A 16,690-nucleotide genomic window follows, 5' to 3' on the forward strand; every position below is an offset into this window, starting at 1 on the left:
GATTATTCCGTACTCTCCGACCTGCTCAAACTCAGCACCTCACGCTGAAAATCAATCCCGACCCGGAAGGGGCGCAGGAAATTCAGTCCGAGCAGGCCGTCCACCTTCACCCCCAGGCGCTGCACATGCGAAAGGTCCAGTGCACAGGCCGCCATGTCCTCGGCACTGGCCTTGCCGACCCTCAAGGACTCGATCTTGATCAGGCTGATCTGGCCCACCATGCCCACGCCGGCGCCCATGCCGATGCGCCCTGGCAGGCTCGGCAGGGATAGCCTGTTTCTCAGTTCCTCGTTCACGCAGGTCAGGGTGGCGCCGGTATCCAGCACGAATTTGAATGGCCCTTGGCCATTGATATGGACCGGCACCAGCATGACGGTCTCACTGGGACCGGCCCACTCGAAGTGGATCTCGCCCTTGGCAGGATCAGGCGGTGCGCTGACGCGGGCAGGGGTATTGTTGCCACAGCCCGCCAGCAATGCAGCCAGGACCAGCCAGATAGCGTTTCGCATGTATCCTCCCGGTGATTATTCCGCGCCCAGGCACGGTATTTCACCGGATGATAGCGTTTCAGCCGGAAATTCGCGCCTCACCAAGAGTGGATGTGCATGATGCGTTTCGGGTTTCCGGCTGCATGCTCCCCGCAACGGCCAATAGTTGTCTGGCCTGCCGGAAGTCATGCCAGACCTGATTTTCGAAGTCATACAGCTTGCACTGCCTGAAGATCCCCCGCACCGTCGACCAGCGAAAGCGGTATTCATGAATGAACTCGCCATAGCTCGCTTTCAGGTCGGCATGGGCGCGCTTCAGGTGATAGAAGGGGATGCGGGCGTCCACATGGTGCGGCGTGTGAGTCATGATGTTGTGAATCAGCAGTTCGCTGATGCGCGAGCAGCGCACCACCGTGCTGCAGTAAAGCTGCCCGATGGTATTGCTCCACTCCTTGCGCTGATCAAAGAAGGGGATGTCGGGGTGGGTGTGGTGCAGAAACACAAATAGCGCGATGAAATAGTTGAACACCAGCCAGGGCAGAAAAAGCCCCGCGATCAGGCCCCAGATTCCGCCGCCAAATGCATAGAGGATAGCACCGAAGCCGAGCGCAAAGGCCAGCGTGATCAGCTTGTTGAGCGTGAACATGTGCCGATCCTTGTGCTGTTCATCCGGACGAAAGCGCACCATGCCCGGCCACCAGACGCGCAGGATGTAGTGCAGGGCGCAGAAATAGGGGGTGCGCTCCAGGCGATATAGGGCGCGCTGCCACCAGCCTTTTGCGGCGTACTCGGCCGGGGTCAAGGGGCGCCAGATCCAGTCCACCGGGCTGAACGAAGTGAAGCCGTGATGCACCTTGTTGTGCCCGAGCGCCCAGAGCCGGTACATGTTGAGCGAGGGCAGCATGAATATCGTGCCGAGCACTTCCGCCACGCGCTTGTTCTGAAACAGGCTGCCATGGGCGGCATCGTGTGCCCAGACGAACATGAAGGCCACCGCGCAGCCGGCCAGCAGGCCAAAGAAAAGCTTCAAGACTGGCGAGTCGCTGAGGAACACGCCAGTCATGGCGGCGAGATAAAGGGCGAGATCAAAGCCGTACCAGAGTAGAGCCTTGGCATGTGATCGTTGATAACATGCAGGCGAGATGCTTTCGCGTACGGTCTGGAGTTTGATGTCTTGCAGGGCGCGCAGGGTGTGATTCATGAGAGATCCATAGATAAAAGGACCTCTATATAATTAGATAGATCCCGCCAAAGCGCAAGGGGCGGGTAGCATTCAGTCGCGGTCGAGCTTGACGTGCCAGGTCTTGAACTGGCGATAGAGCACCTGGCCGGGTCCGCCGCCTGGCTTGCGCGTGACAAAGCGCGCCTGGGTCCAGTCCACCTCGGCGGCTTGGCCGGCCCGGGGGCTGTAGCGCACCGCCAGCGCGGCGGCCTGGGCCAGCACGCCATCGGGCGGGCGTTTCTCCTGCTTGGGCATGCGGATGACGACATGCGCGCCCGCCAGATCCTGCACGTGCAGCCAGACATCCCAGGGGCGGGCCAGCTTGAAGGTGAGCAGATCGTTCTGTTGCGCACTGCGCCCGACCAGGACCTCATAGCCCTGCATTTGCAGGCGCAGGGGCTCGGCAGCGGTTTCGGCCTGCCGGGACCTGTTCCGGGCGGCCTTGCCAGCGACCGCCGGGTAGAGGGCATCAAGTTCGGCGGTCAGGGTATCCGGGCCTGCTTGGCCTTTCGTCAGCGCATCATTCAAGCCATCCAGTGCCTGCACCCGCGCCTGAAGGGTCTCCAGCCGTGCCTGGGCCTGTGCCGCCCCGCGCTCGGCGCGACGCGCCATCTGAAAGTAGTGTTCCGCCTGCTCATGCAGCCCGCGCCCGGCCTGCACCGGAATCTGCATCGACTCCGGCGGTTCGGCATGATAATCGAGCGCCTCGATTTGTGCGGTATTGGGAATGGCGTCGGGCAGGGTGTAGAGCGCCTGGCCCCAGCGCCGGTACAGGTCCGGATCGCTGAGCCGCGCCAGATCCGCCTGCACCCGGGTCAGGGTTTCCCGCTCGCGCTTGAGGGCGTTGCCAAGACGCTGGCGCAGGCTATCGAGCTGGGCGGTCTCAAGACCCGTACCGGCTTCCTGTTCGACCAGGGTGCTCCAGGCGCGGGTAAAGTCTGCGTTGCCCTGGTGTTCCCAGCCGGGTAACAGGATGGGATATAGGATCTGCTGGTCCTCGCGTTCCAGCCGGCGCCAGGGCGCGCAGCATCGCTGGGCGGCTTCCGCATCCATCCGCACTTGCTGCTCATCATCAGGCCGGACATGCTGGCGATGACGCGGCGCCAGATACCAGAGCGCGTCCTCACTGAATCGCGCCGGCGGGCGGTAGCCCTGCTGCGGCAGGACGCGCGCCTCGGCCGCCAGGAGGTCATCCCAGCGCCAGGCAAAGCGCATCTGATCCGCTTCATCACACAGGATCAGATTGCCGCGGCTGCCCAGCCATTCGGCCACCAATGCCCGCCGTTCCGCGCGCCCGGTCAGATGCCGGCGCTCGAAGACCAGGCGCAGGATGCGATCGGCAAAGGGCGCCTCGATGCCGACCAGAAACATGCCCTGCAACTGGCTGCGCGCGAGCCCCGCGAAGGGGTGGCTGTCGGCGGGCATGGCATCGCTCTCCAGCCAGAGCCCGAGCGGGGCTTTCTGGATCTGTAGCCGCAGGAAACGCCCACCGAAATCCAGCACCAGACCCGCCGGTAGGGCCCAGAGGCCGCTGAGCTTGCTGCCGGCAAGTGCATCCTGCAGGCAACGGCTGGCAGCCCGCAATTGCAGTGCGTCCATGTTCAGTCGGGCCAGGCCAGGTCGGGTTTTCGGAGGCATATTCACGGTTCGTGGGCAGGCTTGCGGTTTTTCAGGGTTTCACGTAATTTGAGGGATTTTCCGGTTTTGGTCCACCCATCATAGCACAGCGCCAAAGACCGCTGTGGAGAGGTCGCACATGTTTTCCAGGGATATGCAGATAGCGGATTTTGATTCGGCCCTCTGGGCGGCAATGGAAGGCGAACGCAATCGCCAGGAAGATCACATCGAGCTGATCGCCTCCGAGAATTTCACCAGCCCCCGGGTGATGGCAGCGCAGGGTTCGGTGCTGACCAACAAATACGCCGAAGGCTATCCTGGCAAGCGCTACTATGGTGGTTGCGAATACGTGGACGTGGTTGAGCAGCTCGCCATTGATCGCGCCAAGGAGCTCTTTGGCGCCGAGCACGCCAATGTGCAGCCGCATTCCGGCTCGCAGGCCAATCAGGCGGTTTATCTGTCCGTGCTGAAGCCCGGCGACAAGATCATGGGCATGAATCTCGCCCACGGCGGCCACCTGACCCACGGTGCGCCGGTGAATCTCTCCGGCAAGCTCTTCGAGGTCGTGGCCTATGGCGTATCCGCCGAGGACGAGCGCATCGACTACGACGCCATGGCCGAAGTGGCCGAGCGCGAAAAGCCGAAGATGATCGTGGCCGGCGCCAGCGCCTATTCGCGCATCATCGACTTTGAACGCATCGGCGAGATCGCCCGCTCGATCGGCGCCTATCTCATGGTGGACATGGCGCACATCGCGGGGCTCGTGGCCGCTGGCCTGCACCCCAGCCCGGTGCCGCACGCCGATTTCGTCACCAGCACCACCCACAAGACCCTGCGCGGGCCGCGCGGTGGCATCATCCTGTGCCGCGAGCAGTACGCCAAGGCGGTCAACAGCCTGATCTTCCCCGGCATCCAGGGCGGGCCACTGATGCACGTGATCGCCGGCAAGGCCGTGGCCTTCGCCGAGGCCCTGACCCCAGAATTCAAGGACTATCAAGGGCAGGTCATCGACAACGCCCAGACACTCGCCGAAGGCATGGCCAAACGCGGTTATCGCATCGTCTCGGGCGGCACCGACAACCATCTCTTCCTCGTGAATCTCGGCGAGCGCCTGACCGGCAAGGATGCCGAGGCGGCGCTGGGTCGCGCGCACATCACCGTCAACAAGAACGGCGTGCCATTCGATACCCGCTCGCCCTTCGTGACCAGCGGCATCCGCATCGGCACCCCGGCGGTGACCACGCGTGGCTTTGGTAACGCCGAGATGCACCGGCTGGCCAACTGGATCGCCGACGTGCTGGACGCGCCCGAGGACAGTGGCGCGGCCGAGCGCGTGGCCGGCGAGGTGGTCGAGACCTGCCACCGCTTCCCGGTCTACGGCTGAGCCGCCGTGCGCTGCCCCTTCTGCAATCACGAAGACACGCGGGTGGTGGATTCGCGGCTGGCGGATGAGGGCAGCAGCGTGCGTCGCCGGCGCGAGTGCCCGGCCTGTGGCGGCCGCTTCACCACCTTCGAGCGGGTGGAGCTGGCCCTGCCCTCGGTGGTCAAGCAGGACGGCCGGCGCGAGCCCTTCGATGAGGCAAAATTGCTGCGCGGCTTGCAGCGGGCGCTCAGCAAACGGCCGGTGGATACCGCCCAGGTACACGCCGCCGCGCGGGCCATTCAAAAGCGTCTGCGCGAGACTGGCGAGCGCGAAGTGCCGGCGCGCCTGATCGGCGAATATGTGATGGAGGCGCTGCGCGAGATCGATCCGGTCGCCTATGTGCGCTTTGCCAGCGTCTATCGCCGCTTCGCCGATGTCGAGGCCTTCAAGGACGAGATCGATCGCTTGCGCCAGCGCATCGATACGCCTGGTACGGATCAGCTCAGTCTGTTGCCAACGGACAAGTCCAGGTCGTGAGCGCGGATCGCGAGTACATGACCCGCGCCCTGGCCCTGGCAGAAAAAGGGCTCTATAGCACCGATCCTAACCCGCGGGTGGGTGCGGTGATCGTCAAGGACGGCCAGATCATCGGCGAGGGTTATCACGTACAGGCCGGCACCCCGCATGCCGAGGTCCATGCCCTGCAGCAGGCCGGTGCGGCGGCGCGGGGCGCGACCTGCTACGTGACCCTGGAGCCCTGCAGCCACTTTGGACGCACGCCCCCTTGTGCCGATGCCCTGGTGAAGGCCGGCGTTGCGCGCGTCGTGGTGGCCATGGAGGATCCCAACCCGCTGGTCTCGGGCCAGGGCATCGCCCGGCTGCGGCAAGCCGGCATCCAGGTGGAAGTCGGCCTGCTGGCCGAAAAAGCGGCGGCGCTGAATCCCGGCTTCATCAGCCGCATGCGTCGCGGTCGGCCCTGGGTGCGCCTCAAGCTGGCCGCCAGCGTGGATGGCCGCACCGCGCTGGCCAACGGCGCCAGCCAGTGGATCACCGGGCCCGAGGCGCGCGCCGACGTGCACCATCTGCGGGCCCGGTCCAGCGCCATCGTTACCGGCATCGGCACCGTGCTCGCCGATGATCCGCAGCTCAACCCCCGGCTGGATGAGCCGCTACCGCGCCAGCCCTGGCGGGTGATCCTGGACCGGGAGCTGCGCACGCCGGTGCAGGCGCGCTTGTTTCAGACGCCGGGTCCGGTGATGATATGTCATGCGGCGGGCGCATCCCGTCTGCACAAGGCGGTGTTGCAGGAGCTCGGCGCCGATTTGGAGCAGTTGCCCGAGTCGCAGGGCGCGCTGGACCTGACCGCCTTCTGGCATCTGCTCAACAGCCATGAGATGAACGAGGTGCTGGTGGAAGCGGGGCCGACGCTCGCTGGCGCGCTGATCATGGGTGGCTGGGTGGATGAACTGGTGCTCTATCTGGCGCCCAAGCTGCTGGGCCCGGACGCCTTGCCCCTGGCTCGGTTGCCGGTTTTCGAGGAGCTGAGTCAGGTGCCCCAATTCCGGTTGCAGGATTGCCGGATGCTGGGCAATGACGCGCGCCTGATCATGACGACCGGGCACCAGGTCCAGCCGGACGGAATCTAGTTGTAGCCCTTTGAAAGGATGATCACGATGTTTACCGGCATCATTCAGGCCGTGGGTCGAATCGCTGCCAGACAGCCCCAGGGTGGAGACATGCGTTTCCAGATCGATGCTGGCATGCTGGACATGGCAGATGTCGCCCTCGGCGACAGCATTGCCGTGTCCGGAGTCTGTCTGACGGTCACCGAGCAGGGCCCCCGGCATTTCTGGGTGGACGTCTCCAAGGAGACCCTGCGCAAGACCATCATGGGAGACCTGCAGACTAATCAACCCGTCAATCTCGAAAAGGCCATGCGCCCGAGCGATCGCCTCGGTGGCCACCTGGTGGCGGGGCATGTGGATGGCGTGGGGGAGGTGGTCGAACGCCACTCCGAAGGCCGCTCGGAGTTCTTCCGCCTGCGTGCCCCACGCGAGCTGGCGCGTTACATTGCCGGCAAGGGCAGCATCACCGTGGATGGCATCAGCCTCACGGTCAATGCCGTGTCCGGCGACAGTTTTGATCTCAATCTCATCCCGCACACCCTGGCCGAGACCACGGCCGATGCCTGGCGGCCGGGAACCCGGGTCAACCTGGAAGTGGATCTGCTGGCGCGCTATCTGGAGCGTCTGATGCAACGCGAAGATACAACCATCACCCCCGAATTCCTGAAAGATAACGGCTTCGCCTGATGCCCCATATCAGCCCCCCCGAAGAGATCCTTGCCGACATTGCCTCCGGGCGCATGGTCGTGCTCATGGATGACGAAGATCGCGAGAATGAAGGCGACCTCGTCATGGCCGCCGAGTTCGTCACGCCCGAGCACATCAACTTCATGGCCAAGCACGGGCGCGGTCTGATCTGCCTGACGCTCACGCCGGAGCGCTGCAAGCAATTGCGCCTGCCGCTGATGGTGTCGAGCAATCAGACGGCCTTTGCCACCAATTTCACCGTCTCGATCGAAGCGGCCCAGGGCGTGACCACCGGCATCTCCGCCGCCGACCGCGCCACCACCGTGCTGGCGGCCATTGCCGATCAGGCCGGCCCGGATGATATCGTCATGCCGGGCCACATCTTCCCGCTGATGGCGCGCCCGGGTGGCGTGCTGGCCCGCGCCGGGCACACCGAGGCCGCCTGCGACCTAGCGCAACTGGCCGGTTGCAAACCCTTCGGCGTGATCTGCGAGATCCTCAACGAGGACGGCAGCATGGCGCGTCTGCCGGATCTGCTGCCCTACGCCGAGCAGCATCAGCTCAGGATCGGCACCATTGCTGATCTCATTGCCTATCGCCGCCGGCGCGAGCCCCTGGTGGAGCGCGTCGCCAGTACGCCCTGGCCGACCGCCCATGGCACCTTCACCCTGCATGCCTATTTCAGCGAGGTGGAGCAGGAAACCCACCTGGCCCTGAGCTGGGGCGATGTCCAGCAGGCCGGAAACGAGCCGGTGCTGGTGCGGGTGCAGGCCCAGTCCACCCTCTGTGATGTCTTTGGTGGCGGGGCGGCCTGTGAGGCTGGCATCGAGGCGGCCCTGAAAGCCATCACCCAGGCCCCGCGCGGGGTGCTGGTCTATATCCGCAATCCGGAATCGGCCCAGGGGCTGGTGAACAAGGTGCGTGATTTCGAGTTGCAGCGGCGTGGCTTGCTGCCCGAAGGCGGGGAGGGGGATTCGCTGCGCAGCTATGGCATCGGCGCCCAGATCCTGGCTGATCTTGGCGTGCGCAAGGCGGTGCTGCTCAGCAACCATCCAAAAAAACTGCATGGTCTCAAAGGCTTTGGCCTGGAGATCGTGGATCAAGAGCCCTTCGGGGGCGAACCATGAGGGATGTGAAAGTGTCCGAAATCAAGGTAATTGAAGGGGATCTGCAGGTCAGGGGCGGGCGTTTTGCCCTGGTGGTGGGGCGCTTCAACAGCTTCATCACCGACCACCTGCAGGCTGGGGCCATCGACACCCTGCTACGCCACGGCGCGAAAGCGACGGACCTGGAAGTGATCAAGGTGCCGGGCAGCTACGAGATCCCCCTGGTGGCCCGGCGTCTGGCGGTCAGCGGGCGGTATGATGCCGTGATCTGCCTCGGTGCGGTGATCCGTGGTGGCACGCCGCACTTCGATTACGTGGCTGGCGAGGCCGCCAAGGGCGTGGGGCAGGCCAGCATGGAGTCGGGCATTCCGGTCGTGTTCGGTGTACTGACCACCGACAATATCGAGCAGGCAATCGAACGTGCCGGCACCAAGGCCGGCAACAAGGGTGTGGATGCCGCGATGACAGCCATCGAAATGGTCAACCTGTTGAAGCAGCTATGAGCGGAAATCGAGTCAAGGCGCGCCAGGCGGTGATGCAGGCCCTGTATCAATGGCAGATGAATCCGACCGATCCGCGCGCCATCGAAACCCAGTTCCTGGAAGACGAGCACGCCCAGGAAGCGGATCCGCAGTATTTCCAGCAGATCCTGCGCGGGGTGTTCGAGAACCTGGAGGCCATCGACGAGGCCATCCAGGCCCAGGTGCGCGACCGAAAGTGGAGCGATCTCAGCGAGGTCGAACGCGCCATCCTGCGCATGGCCGCCTATGAATTGATGGCGCGCCCGGATGTGCCCTACCGGGTAGTGATCAATGAAGCGCTGGAACTGGCCAAGGGCTTTGGTTCGGACCAGGGCCACCGTTTCGTCAACGGCGTGCTCGACAAGCTGGCGCAGCAGTGGCGCAGCAGCGAGACCAGCCGCAGAGGGCGCTAGGGATGTCCGGGTTCAGGTCTGCATTTGCCTGAGCATGTCCTGCGCCGTGCGAGCGATGGCCGAGCGGCCAAAGAGCAGCCGCCAGTGTGACCCGCCGCGCTGACGCCAGAGCACGGCTGCCCGAATGCCGGCGAGCAGGAAAACCCGGATGCGGGTGGCGATCTCGGGGTTGGTCAGGTAGGCCTGGGAACCGTGCACCAGGATCTTGGGCATCATGGTACTGATGGTCTCGCTGTAAACCGCGGAGAGATTGCTCAGGACGTAGGCATGCGATGGCGAGAAATGCTCGGCCTGGTTGCGCGCTCGCTCGATGCCTTCCCCGATCTGGTCCAGCATGGCCGGACGCTTGGCAAGCTGGCGCTCCAGGGCGAGCAGCGTCACCACATATTGCGTGATTTCGCGCAGGGGCGGGGCACTGCGCCGGTTGGTGATTTCACCGATCAGGTGCAGACCGGCCTTGAGCCGATCCCGCCCGCCAAATACCGCTTCGGTGCTGCTCGGCTTGGTATTGAAGATGCTGGCCACGGCAGTCTCCAGCATGTCCGGATCGGACGTGCCTTCGCGCGCAAGATGCTGCACCTGGGCGGCCGCCTGGAAAAGCCCGGCCAGGGCCAGGGTACGGTCAGTAGTCGAATCACTCATGCAGGCTCGCTTTTTCTTGGGGATGCTCGCGCATCTGCACGAATTCCAGTGCATTGCCATCCGGGTCGCGGCAGAACAGGGCCTGGCGTCCGGAACGGCTCAGGGTAAAGGGTATGTTACGCGCTTGCAGCCGGGCCTGGAGATCGGCCAGATCGGTCACGGCGAAGGCCGCGTGCCGATCCCGTCCCCCATGTTCGGGGCGTCCTGCTGCACTGTCCGGGTTGGGCAGGGCCATCAAATGGACCTGCTGTTCGCCCAGCGCATACCAGACACCTTCGAAATCCATTGTCGGTCGCGCCGGACTGGGACTCAATCCAAGCACCGACTCATAGAAGTCCCGCGCTGTCACGAGATCGGAGACCAGAAACGAGCTGTGCAGGAGCCCTTGAATGCGGAACATGCGTGGCCTTGTCGGCTGCTGAGCCTCAGCGGGTGTTTTCCAGCCAGTCCCGGGCATTCAGGCGTTGGCCATGCACATCACGGCTGTCCGGGCCCATGAGATAAAGATAGAGCGGCATCACCTGATCCGGCGTCGGATGCTGTTCCGCTTCCTCGCCCGGGTAGGCCTTGCGCCGCAGCTTGGTGCGTACCGGGCCGGGATCGATCAGGTTGACGCGCACCGGATAGTTTTCCAGTTCCTCGGCGAGCATCTGCGCCAGGTTCTCGATGGCGGCCTTGCTCACGCCGTAAGCCCCCCAGTAGGCATGTCCCTTCGGGCCCATCTTGTCGGTGGTGAAGATCAATCGGCTGTCCGGGCCCTTCTTGAGCAGAGGCAGGCAGGCCTGGGTGAGCAGCGTGGGGCCATTGAGGTTGATCATCATCACCTTGCCCCAGAGTGCCGGCTGGTAATGTTCCAGGGGTGCGAGCACGCCAAGTTCCGCGGCATTGTGCAGGATGCCGTCGAGCCGGCCAAATTCTGACTCGATATGCTCCGCCATTTCGCCATAGTGATCGGCATTGGCGCCTTCCAGATCAAGCGGATGGATCACCGGGGTCGAGCCGCCCGCCTGCTCGATTTCGTCGTAGACATTTTCAAGGAGACTGACGCGCTTGCCCAGCAGGATCATCTGCGCGCCAGCGCGAGCATAGGCCAGGGCTGCCGCGCGCCCGATCCCTTCCCCCGCACCCGTCACCAGAATGACACGGTCCTTCAGCAGGCCGGATGGCGCTATGTAAGTAGGCATGCTCACATCCTCTCGTTAATTTTACAAACCGCATATTATGCACCGAGTTGCTGCTGTCGGGCTATCGCTGCCGTCGCGGCCCCTCGGCCACTGCGCACCGCACCTTCCAGGGTGCCCGGCAAACCGGTGGCGGTATAGTCCCCGGCCAGCCAGAAACCGGGCAGGGGCGTTGCCGTGCCGGGGCGCAGCACCTCGATTGCCGGGCTGGCTTGGAAGGTGGCGCGGGTCTCGCGCACCGCATGCACCCCCAGTGGATCTGGCGGCAGCTGTCCTGGAAAGGCCCGGAAGAGCTCTCCGGCAATCAGGCGTCCCAGCGCTGCCGGTGAGGGTTTCGGGTCGATGGCTTCGGCACTGATCACCACCGCCAGCCGCCCATGTTCGCCCAGCAGCCGCCCGCGATCAAAGACCCACTGCCCGACGGTACCTAGCAATCCGAAACAGTCCTGCGCCAGACGGGTATCGGCAGGATAATCGAGATACACCGTGGTGATGGCATTGTCCTGGAATCTTGCAAGCTCATCCCGCAGCCCTGAGAGGGCCGGGTGGAAGTCCAGCAGTGCCGCCGTGGCGCGATGCGGCAGGGCGCAGATGACCTGGCTGGCCGGATAGCATCCGCCTGAACTGCGGATCTCATATCCGCCATGGGCTTGCCCAATGGCCCGGACGCGTTCGCCAAGATGCAGCCTGCCGCCGCGCGCGGCGATCTCGGCCAGGGCCGGATCGGCAAACAGGGCCGAGAGATCGGAGCCGGGGATGATCAGGCGACTGTGACGCGCCTCTTTCGAGAAGGCCTCCCGGAGCACACCCAGAAACAAGCGGGTGCTGGCCTGCTCAAGCGACGTATTGAGCGTGGCAAGACAAAGCGGCTCCCAGAGCCGCGCCACGGCATTGGCGCTCTGGCGCCCAAGCAGATAGGCCGCCAGCGGCTGGTCTTGGGCGACAGCGTAGCCCTGCCGCTGCCATTGCAAGGCCAGGGCCAGGGCCTGCCTGCGTTCCCGCCAGTCAAGGAGTGAGCTGCGCAGCAGGCCAAAGCCGAGATGCAGGGGGGCGGGCAGGGGCGCGGCCGATAGGCTGAACCCTTTACCCTGGGCATCGCGGTAGTGCAACTGCATGAGGCGCTGCTCCCGCAGGTGCTGGCGCGTGCCGAGCGAGTGCAGCAGTTCCAGGGTGTCGGTGTAGGCGCCGATGAGGATATGCTGGCCGTTGTCCAGTTGCTGGCCGTGCAGGGAGATGGCGCGCGCCCTGCCACCGGGGCGCCTTGCGGCTTCGAAGATCTCGACCTCGACGCCGGCGCGCAGCAGGGCCAATGCAGCAGTCAGGCCGGCCCAGCCGGCACCCAGGACGGCAACAGGTGCACTCACGCGGATACGCTACTGACGCTGCCGCGCGCGATGCAGCCGCTTTTCCTCGCGCGCCGTGCGCCAGGCAAGCCAGAGCTTGCGCAGCGGGGTGAGGGTGGTGCGCTGGCGCAATACCTGATAACCCTCGGCGGCGATCTCGCGCAACAGCTCCCGGTAGATTGCCGCCATGGCAAGGCCCGGCAACTGGGCGTAGCGGTCCTCGGGCGGCAGTTCCTCCAGGGCCTTCTGGTAAAGCTCTTCCGCCCTTGCTGCCTCGAAGGCCATCAACTGCCGGAACCTGTCGCTCTCCTTGACGTTGAGGATGTCATCCTCGCTGACATCGAAGCGCCGCAGGTCTTCCAGGGGCAGATAGATGCGGTTGCGTTCGGCGTCCTCGCGCACGTCGCGGATGATGTTGGTCAACTGGAAGGCCATGCCCAGATCATGGGCATACTTCTGGGTTGCCCGGTTCCGGTAGCCAAAGATCTGTGCCGACAGCAGTCCCACCACGCCCGCCACCCGGTAACAGTAGAGCGACAGTTCGCGGAAGGTGCCGTAGCGGTTGATGTCGACATCCATCTCCATGCCGTCGATGATTTCCAGCAACTGTTCGCGGGGCAACTCATAGCGCTGCACTGCAGGTTGCAGGGCGCGGGTCACCGGATGCGTGGGCTGGCCTGCATACAGCGCCTCGACCTCGCCACGCCACCAGGCAAGCTTCACGCGCGCTACCTGGGCATCGGCGCATTCATCCGCGACATCATCGACCTCCCGGCAGAAGGCATACAATGCGGTGATGGCCTCGCGCCGCTCGGGATCGAGCAGACGGAAACTGTAGTAAAAGCTCGAACCGCTCCGGGCGGCCTTTTGCTGGCAATAATCTTGTGGATTCACGGTGTCATCTGGCCAGAATGGCGCGTTGCAGGAGTCGGGGCCAGGTGTTCCAGCGGATCACCGGGCGCTTGTGCAGGACATCATAGTCATTTTTGTGAATGGCCTCCAGAATGGCGGCACCCCCCAGCACCGTCAGACGCAGGTTGAAGCCCAGGCGGCCCTTGAGGGTCTTGCCCAGTGGCGCGCCACTTTGCAGCAGGCGGCGGGTGCGGTCCACTTCAAAGCGCATGAGTTGATTCAAACCCAGAGACATGCGCCCGGCCAGCAGGTCCGCTTCACTGACCCGAAAGCGCTGCATGTCCTCCTTTGGCAGATAGATCCGGCCCTTTTTGAGGTCCACGCCGACATCCTGCCAGAAGTTGATCAATTGCAGGGCGCTGCAGATCGCGTCACTCTGGCCCAGGGAGCGGGCATCCGTGACACCATAGAGATGCAGCAGCAGGCGCCCGATCGGGTTGGCCGAACGCCGGCAGTAGTCCATCAGCTCACCGAAACTGGCATAGCGCGTTTTGCCGACATCCTGCTCGAAGGCGGACAGCAGGTCCTCCAGCAGCCCGACTGGCAGATCATGGCGAGGGATGGCGTCGGCCAGGGCAATGAAGACCGGTTCATCCGCTTGGCCCCGGGCGGCAGCATGCAGCTTTGCGCGCCAGGCCGCCAGGGCGTTCAGTCGCGCGTCGGGGCTTGCGCTGCCCTCGTCCGCAAGATCGTCGGCCAGGCGAGCAAAGGCATAGATGGCCGCCACGGGATCGCGCAGGGATCGGGGCAGGAGCAGGGATGCAATCGGGAAATTCTCGTAATGTCCGGCGGCCAGACGGCGGCACCAGGCATAGGCCTGGCGCACATCCGCGGCAGGCCGGGTAAGGCTTTCAGGCATGAGTCACAGGCTCTGGAGACAGCGAGCTGACCAGTTGCGCCTCCAGGGCCGGCAGGATCCCGGCTTGCAACTTGCAGCCATCCTTGTCCACCAGGAAAAAGGTATCCTCGACGCGTTCGCCAAAGGTGGCGATCTTGGCACCCTGCACCTGCACCTGGAAGGTTTGCAGCACCTGGGCGATCTCATGGAGCAGACCCTGACGATCGGGCGCAAAGACCTCCATCAGGGTGTAGGACGACAGTGCATTGCTGTCGAAATGGATCTCGACCGGGGTATGGAAGGACTGCATGGCACGGCGTCTGCGACGAATGCGCCAGACCGGGGCCTTTTTCAAGGGCTTGCCCCGCAAGGCGTTGCCGATCATGGCGGCCATTTCCGTGAGTGCAGCCGGATCATCGATGCAGCCGTCATCGCCATCGAGCACCCGGATGGTATCCAGCGAGAAGCCGTCGGGCGTGATGTCCAGCCGCGCATCGATGACGTTCAGGCCCAGGCTGTCCAGCGCGCCGGTGATGCGGGCGAAGCCGCCGGCAACATTGGGCATGTAGATGAGGATTTCGGTGCCTGCCTGCTGCGGGTGCAGGCGCGTCCTGACCAGCGGCAGATCCAGGCTGTGGCTGCCGACGATGGCCTCGGTATGCCAGGCAATTTCCTGGGGCTCATAGCGAAAGAAATAGGCATCTCCCAGGCGCTCCCAATGCCTCTGCGCCAGCGATTCCGCCTGCTCGGGCAGCAGGCCCAGGGCATGGGACTGCCTGTACCGGACCAGTTCCTCGCCCTGCGCGGGCAGGTTGCCACGCCGCTGGAAGGCCGCGCTGCTGGCGTGATAGAGATCCCGCAGGAGCTGGTCCTTCCAGCTGTTCCAGAGGTCCGGGTTGGTGGCCCGGATGTCGGCCACGGTCAGCAGATAAAGATGATCAAGATAGCGCTGACTGCCAACCTGCTGGGTGAATTCGCGGATCACTTCGGGATCCTCGATGTCGCGTCGCTGGCTGACGCTGGACATGATCAGGTGCTGGCGCACCAGCCAGCTGACCAGCGCGGTGTCATCGCGCGATAGTCCGTGGCGCTGGCAGAAACGCTGGGCATCCTCGGCGCCGAGTGTGGAGTGGTCGCCACCGCGGCCCTTGGCAATGTCATGGAACAGCCCGGCGATGATCAGCAGTTCCGGTTTTTCCAGTCCGGCATAGATTTCCGAACACAGTGGCAGTTCGTCCGCGAACTCCGGCACCGAGAAGCGCCGCAGGTTGCGCACCAGAAACAGGGTGTGCTGATCCACCGTGTAGACATGGAAAAGATCGTGCTGCATCTGGCCGACGATACGCCCGAAAGCCGGGATGTAGGCCCCCAGAATGCCATAGGCGTTCATCTGGCGCAGGATGCGCGTCAGGCCCTGGCCGTGGCGCAGCATCTGCATGAAAGTAGCCTGGTTGCGCGGGTCGTCGCGGAATTGATGATTGATGCGCGACACGCTGGCCCGCAGGGCGCGCAGGGTGCGCGGCCCGATCCTGACCTGACTGTCCTGCTGCTGCAGATGCTGAAACAGGGTCAGCATGGTATGTGGTTCACGCTGAAAGGTTGCGAGATCGATCACCCGCAGATGTCCCTGGCGGATCTCGAAATGCTCATCCAGTTGCCGCGCATTCTCCGGCAGAGGCGGCAGGATGTCTTCGCCAAGACTCTGAAGCAGCATCTCCGTCAGAACGGAAACCTCCTTGAGGGTCCTGAAATAACGCTTCATCAGCTTTTCGATGCCCAGACTCTCGGCCGTGTCCCGATAACCCAGGTCACTGGCGAGCAGTGCCTGGTAATCGAAGAGCAGGCGGTCCTCGCGGCGTCCGGCGGCATAGTGCAGGCCTGCCCGCAGGCGCCAGAGAAAGTTCCTCGCGTTCATGAGGGTGGCATATTCACGCGGGGTGATGTAGCCGGCGTGCATGGCGCAACGCAGATCTATGCAGGCAAAGTGGCGCCGGGCCACCCACTCCACCACCTGTAGATCACGCAGGGCGCCCGGTCCTTCCTTGATGTTAGGTTCGAGGTTGTAGGCCGTATCGCCGAAACGGGCATGGCGCACCGCTTGCTCCGCCAGCTTGGCTTCATAGAAGGCGGCATCGGACCAGGGATTGTTGTCGCGGATGGCGTGCTGCAGGGCGGAGAAGGCCGGCTGGCTACCGCTCAGAAAACGCGCCTCCAGCAGGCTGGTGATGATGGTGATGTCGTCGGCGGCGGTATCGAGGCAATCCTGGATCGTGCGCACGCTGTGACCCACTTCAAGGCGCACATCCCAGAGAAAGGTGACAAAGGCCTCGATGAACGCCTGGGTGGCCGAATCCACGGCCTCGCTCCCGACCAGAAACAGCAGATCCACGTCGGAATGCGGCAGGAGCTCACCCCGTCCATAGCCACCCACGGCGACCAGGGCGAGATCAGGCGCAGGACCCTGTGCGGAAAATCGGGGCAGCAGCCGCCAGATCTGCTCCAGCAGGTAATCCATCAACAAACGCTGGCCATGTACCAGCTGGGTGCCGCTGGCGCCCATCTGATAGGCGGTCTGCAAGCGCAGCCGGCCCTGTTCGAGATAATCACGACAGAGCTGGGCGAAGCCTGGCAGGATTACGCCTGGATCGCCCGCCTTCCCGAGGCTGCGCAACTGGCGCTGGAAAGCCTGCTTTTGCAGCAGTTGAGCGCGATCGATCCGGAACGACATGGAC

The 16,690-nt window shown here is 64.1% G+C and carries 17 protein-coding genes; 7 read left to right on the top strand and 10 right to left on the bottom strand.

The annotated features are described in order from the left end of the window. Window positions 1-2: 2 nt before the first annotated feature. From WOB96_RS00105 to WOB96_RS00115, 3 genes are all read right to left on the bottom strand, one after another. Entirely contained in the window at window positions 3-509 is a 507-nt protein-coding gene (locus tag WOB96_RS00105; protein WP_341369223.1) for a retropepsin-like aspartic protease, read from the bottom strand. Window positions 510-567: 58 nt separating this feature from the next. After that, window positions 568-1,689 carry a fatty acid desaturase gene (locus tag WOB96_RS00110; protein ID WP_341369224.1) on the bottom strand — a complete coding sequence of 374 codons (1,122 nt, stop codon included), beginning with the start codon at window positions 1,687-1,689 and terminating at the stop codon, window positions 568-570. Between the two features lie 72 nt (window positions 1,690-1,761). Then, entirely contained in the window at window positions 1,762-3,348 is a 1,587-nt protein-coding gene (locus WOB96_RS00115; RefSeq protein WP_341369225.1) for an NFACT RNA binding domain-containing protein, read from the bottom strand. 118 nt (window positions 3,349-3,466) lie between these two features. Here WOB96_RS00115 and glyA point away from each other — a divergent pair, with 118 nt between their 5' ends. The 7 genes from glyA to nusB are packed head-to-tail and all read left to right on the top strand — an operon-like array spanning window position 3,467 to window position 9,042. Beyond that, complete coding sequence (gene glyA / locus WOB96_RS00120; protein ID WP_341369226.1) at window positions 3,467-4,711, top strand: serine hydroxymethyltransferase; 1,245 nt, start codon at window positions 3,467-3,469, stop codon at window positions 4,709-4,711. A gap of 6 nt (window positions 4,712-4,717) precedes the next feature. Continuing rightward, entirely contained in the window at window positions 4,718-5,227 is a 510-nt protein-coding gene (nrdR, locus tag WOB96_RS00125) for a transcriptional regulator NrdR (RefSeq protein WP_341369227.1), read from the top strand. Further along, complete coding sequence (gene ribD / locus WOB96_RS00130; protein ID WP_341369228.1) at window positions 5,224-6,336, top strand: bifunctional diaminohydroxyphosphoribosylaminopyrimidine deaminase/5-amino-6-(5-phosphoribosylamino)uracil reductase RibD; 1,113 nt, start codon at window positions 5,224-5,226, stop codon at window positions 6,334-6,336. Before nrdR ends, ribD begins: the two co-directional genes overlap by 4 nt. A gap of 27 nt (window positions 6,337-6,363) precedes the next feature. Then, window positions 6,364-7,002 carry a riboflavin synthase gene (locus tag WOB96_RS00135; RefSeq protein WP_341369229.1) on the top strand — a complete coding sequence of 213 codons (639 nt, stop codon included), beginning with the start codon at window positions 6,364-6,366 and terminating at the stop codon, window positions 7,000-7,002. Further along, window positions 7,002-8,129 carry a 3,4-dihydroxy-2-butanone-4-phosphate synthase gene (gene ribB, locus WOB96_RS00140; RefSeq protein ID WP_341369230.1) on the top strand — a complete coding sequence of 376 codons (1,128 nt, stop codon included), beginning with the start codon at window positions 7,002-7,004 and terminating at the stop codon, window positions 8,127-8,129. The genes WOB96_RS00135 and ribB overlap by 1 nt, the downstream gene beginning before the upstream one ends. After that, on the top strand, window positions 8,126-8,611 hold the full coding sequence (gene ribH / locus WOB96_RS00145) for a 6,7-dimethyl-8-ribityllumazine synthase (protein ID WP_341369231.1): 486 nt from the start codon (window positions 8,126-8,128) through the stop codon (window positions 8,609-8,611). Before ribB ends, ribH begins: the two co-directional genes overlap by 4 nt. After that, on the top strand, window positions 8,608-9,042 hold the full coding sequence (nusB, locus tag WOB96_RS00150; protein ID WP_341369232.1) for a transcription antitermination factor NusB: 435 nt from the start codon (window positions 8,608-8,610) through the stop codon (window positions 9,040-9,042). The genes ribH and nusB overlap by 4 nt, the downstream gene beginning before the upstream one ends. 12 nt (window positions 9,043-9,054) lie before the next feature. On the opposite strand, the gene hflD is transcribed toward nusB, so the two are convergent. The 7 genes from hflD to glnD are packed head-to-tail and all read right to left on the bottom strand — an operon-like array spanning window position 9,055 to window position 16,686. After that, on the bottom strand, window positions 9,055-9,684 hold the full coding sequence (gene hflD, locus WOB96_RS00155) for a high frequency lysogenization protein HflD (RefSeq protein WP_341369233.1): 630 nt from the start codon (window positions 9,682-9,684) through the stop codon (window positions 9,055-9,057). Further along, complete coding sequence (locus tag WOB96_RS00160) at window positions 9,677-10,084, bottom strand: VOC family protein (RefSeq protein ID WP_341369234.1); 408 nt, start codon at window positions 10,082-10,084, stop codon at window positions 9,677-9,679. The genes hflD and WOB96_RS00160 overlap by 8 nt, the downstream gene beginning before the upstream one ends. Before the next feature lie 25 nt (window positions 10,085-10,109). Further along, window positions 10,110-10,868, bottom strand: a complete 759-nt coding sequence (locus WOB96_RS00165) for a YciK family oxidoreductase (protein ID WP_341369235.1) — start codon at window positions 10,866-10,868, stop codon at window positions 10,110-10,112. 35 nt (window positions 10,869-10,903) lie between these two features. After that, window positions 10,904-12,229, bottom strand: a complete 1,326-nt coding sequence (gene hpnE, locus WOB96_RS00170; protein WP_341369236.1) for a hydroxysqualene dehydroxylase HpnE — start codon at window positions 12,227-12,229, stop codon at window positions 10,904-10,906. A gap of 9 nt (window positions 12,230-12,238) precedes the next feature. Continuing rightward, on the bottom strand, window positions 12,239-13,102 hold the full coding sequence (gene hpnD, locus WOB96_RS00175; RefSeq protein ID WP_341369237.1) for a presqualene diphosphate synthase HpnD: 864 nt from the start codon (window positions 13,100-13,102) through the stop codon (window positions 12,239-12,241). Window positions 13,103-13,106: 4 nt separating this feature from the next. Beyond that, entirely contained in the window at window positions 13,107-13,979 is an 873-nt protein-coding gene (gene hpnC, locus WOB96_RS00180) for a squalene synthase HpnC (protein WP_341369238.1), read from the bottom strand. Next, complete coding sequence (glnD, locus tag WOB96_RS00185; protein WP_341369239.1) at window positions 13,972-16,686, bottom strand: [protein-PII] uridylyltransferase; 2,715 nt, start codon at window positions 16,684-16,686, stop codon at window positions 13,972-13,974. The genes hpnC and glnD overlap by 8 nt, the downstream gene beginning before the upstream one ends. Window positions 16,687-16,690: the final 4 nt, after the last annotated feature.

It is taken from the genome of Thermithiobacillus plumbiphilus (genome assembly GCF_038070005.1).
GTDB lineage: Bacteria > Pseudomonadota > Gammaproteobacteria > Acidithiobacillales > Thermithiobacillaceae > JBBPCO01.

Coding starts and splice junctions, on each gene's coding strand:
- nusB (WP_341369232.1), top strand. CDS start 8,608: ATGAGCGGAAATCGAGTCAAGGCGCGCCAGGCGGTGATGCAGGCCCTG.
- ribB (WP_341369230.1), top strand. CDS start 7,002: ATGCCCCATATCAGCCCCCCCGAAGAGATCCTTGCCGACATTGCCTCC.
- glyA (WP_341369226.1), top strand. CDS start 3,467: ATGTTTTCCAGGGATATGCAGATAGCGGATTTTGATTCGGCCCTCTGG.
- glnD (WP_341369239.1), bottom strand. CDS start 16,686: ATGTCGTTCCGGATCGATCGCGCTCAACTGCTGCAAAAGCAGGCTTTC.
- WOB96_RS00110 (WP_341369224.1), bottom strand. CDS start 1,689: ATGAATCACACCCTGCGCGCCCTGCAAGACATCAAACTCCAGACCGTA.
- WOB96_RS00115 (WP_341369225.1), bottom strand. CDS start 3,348: ATGCCTCCGAAAACCCGACCTGGCCTGGCCCGACTGAACATGGACGCA.
- ribH (WP_341369231.1), top strand. CDS start 8,126: ATGAGGGATGTGAAAGTGTCCGAAATCAAGGTAATTGAAGGGGATCTG.
- WOB96_RS00135 (WP_341369229.1), top strand. CDS start 6,364: ATGTTTACCGGCATCATTCAGGCCGTGGGTCGAATCGCTGCCAGACAG.
- hflD (WP_341369233.1), bottom strand. CDS start 9,684: ATGAGTGATTCGACTACTGACCGTACCCTGGCCCTGGCCGGGCTTTTC.
- WOB96_RS00165 (WP_341369235.1), bottom strand. CDS start 10,868: ATGCCTACTTACATAGCGCCATCCGGCCTGCTGAAGGACCGTGTCATT.
- hpnC (WP_341369238.1), bottom strand. CDS start 13,979: ATGCCTGAAAGCCTTACCCGGCCTGCCGCGGATGTGCGCCAGGCCTAT.
- WOB96_RS00160 (WP_341369234.1), bottom strand. CDS start 10,084: ATGTTCCGCATTCAAGGGCTCCTGCACAGCTCGTTTCTGGTCTCCGAT.
- WOB96_RS00105 (WP_341369223.1), bottom strand. CDS start 509: ATGCGAAACGCTATCTGGCTGGTCCTGGCTGCATTGCTGGCGGGCTGT.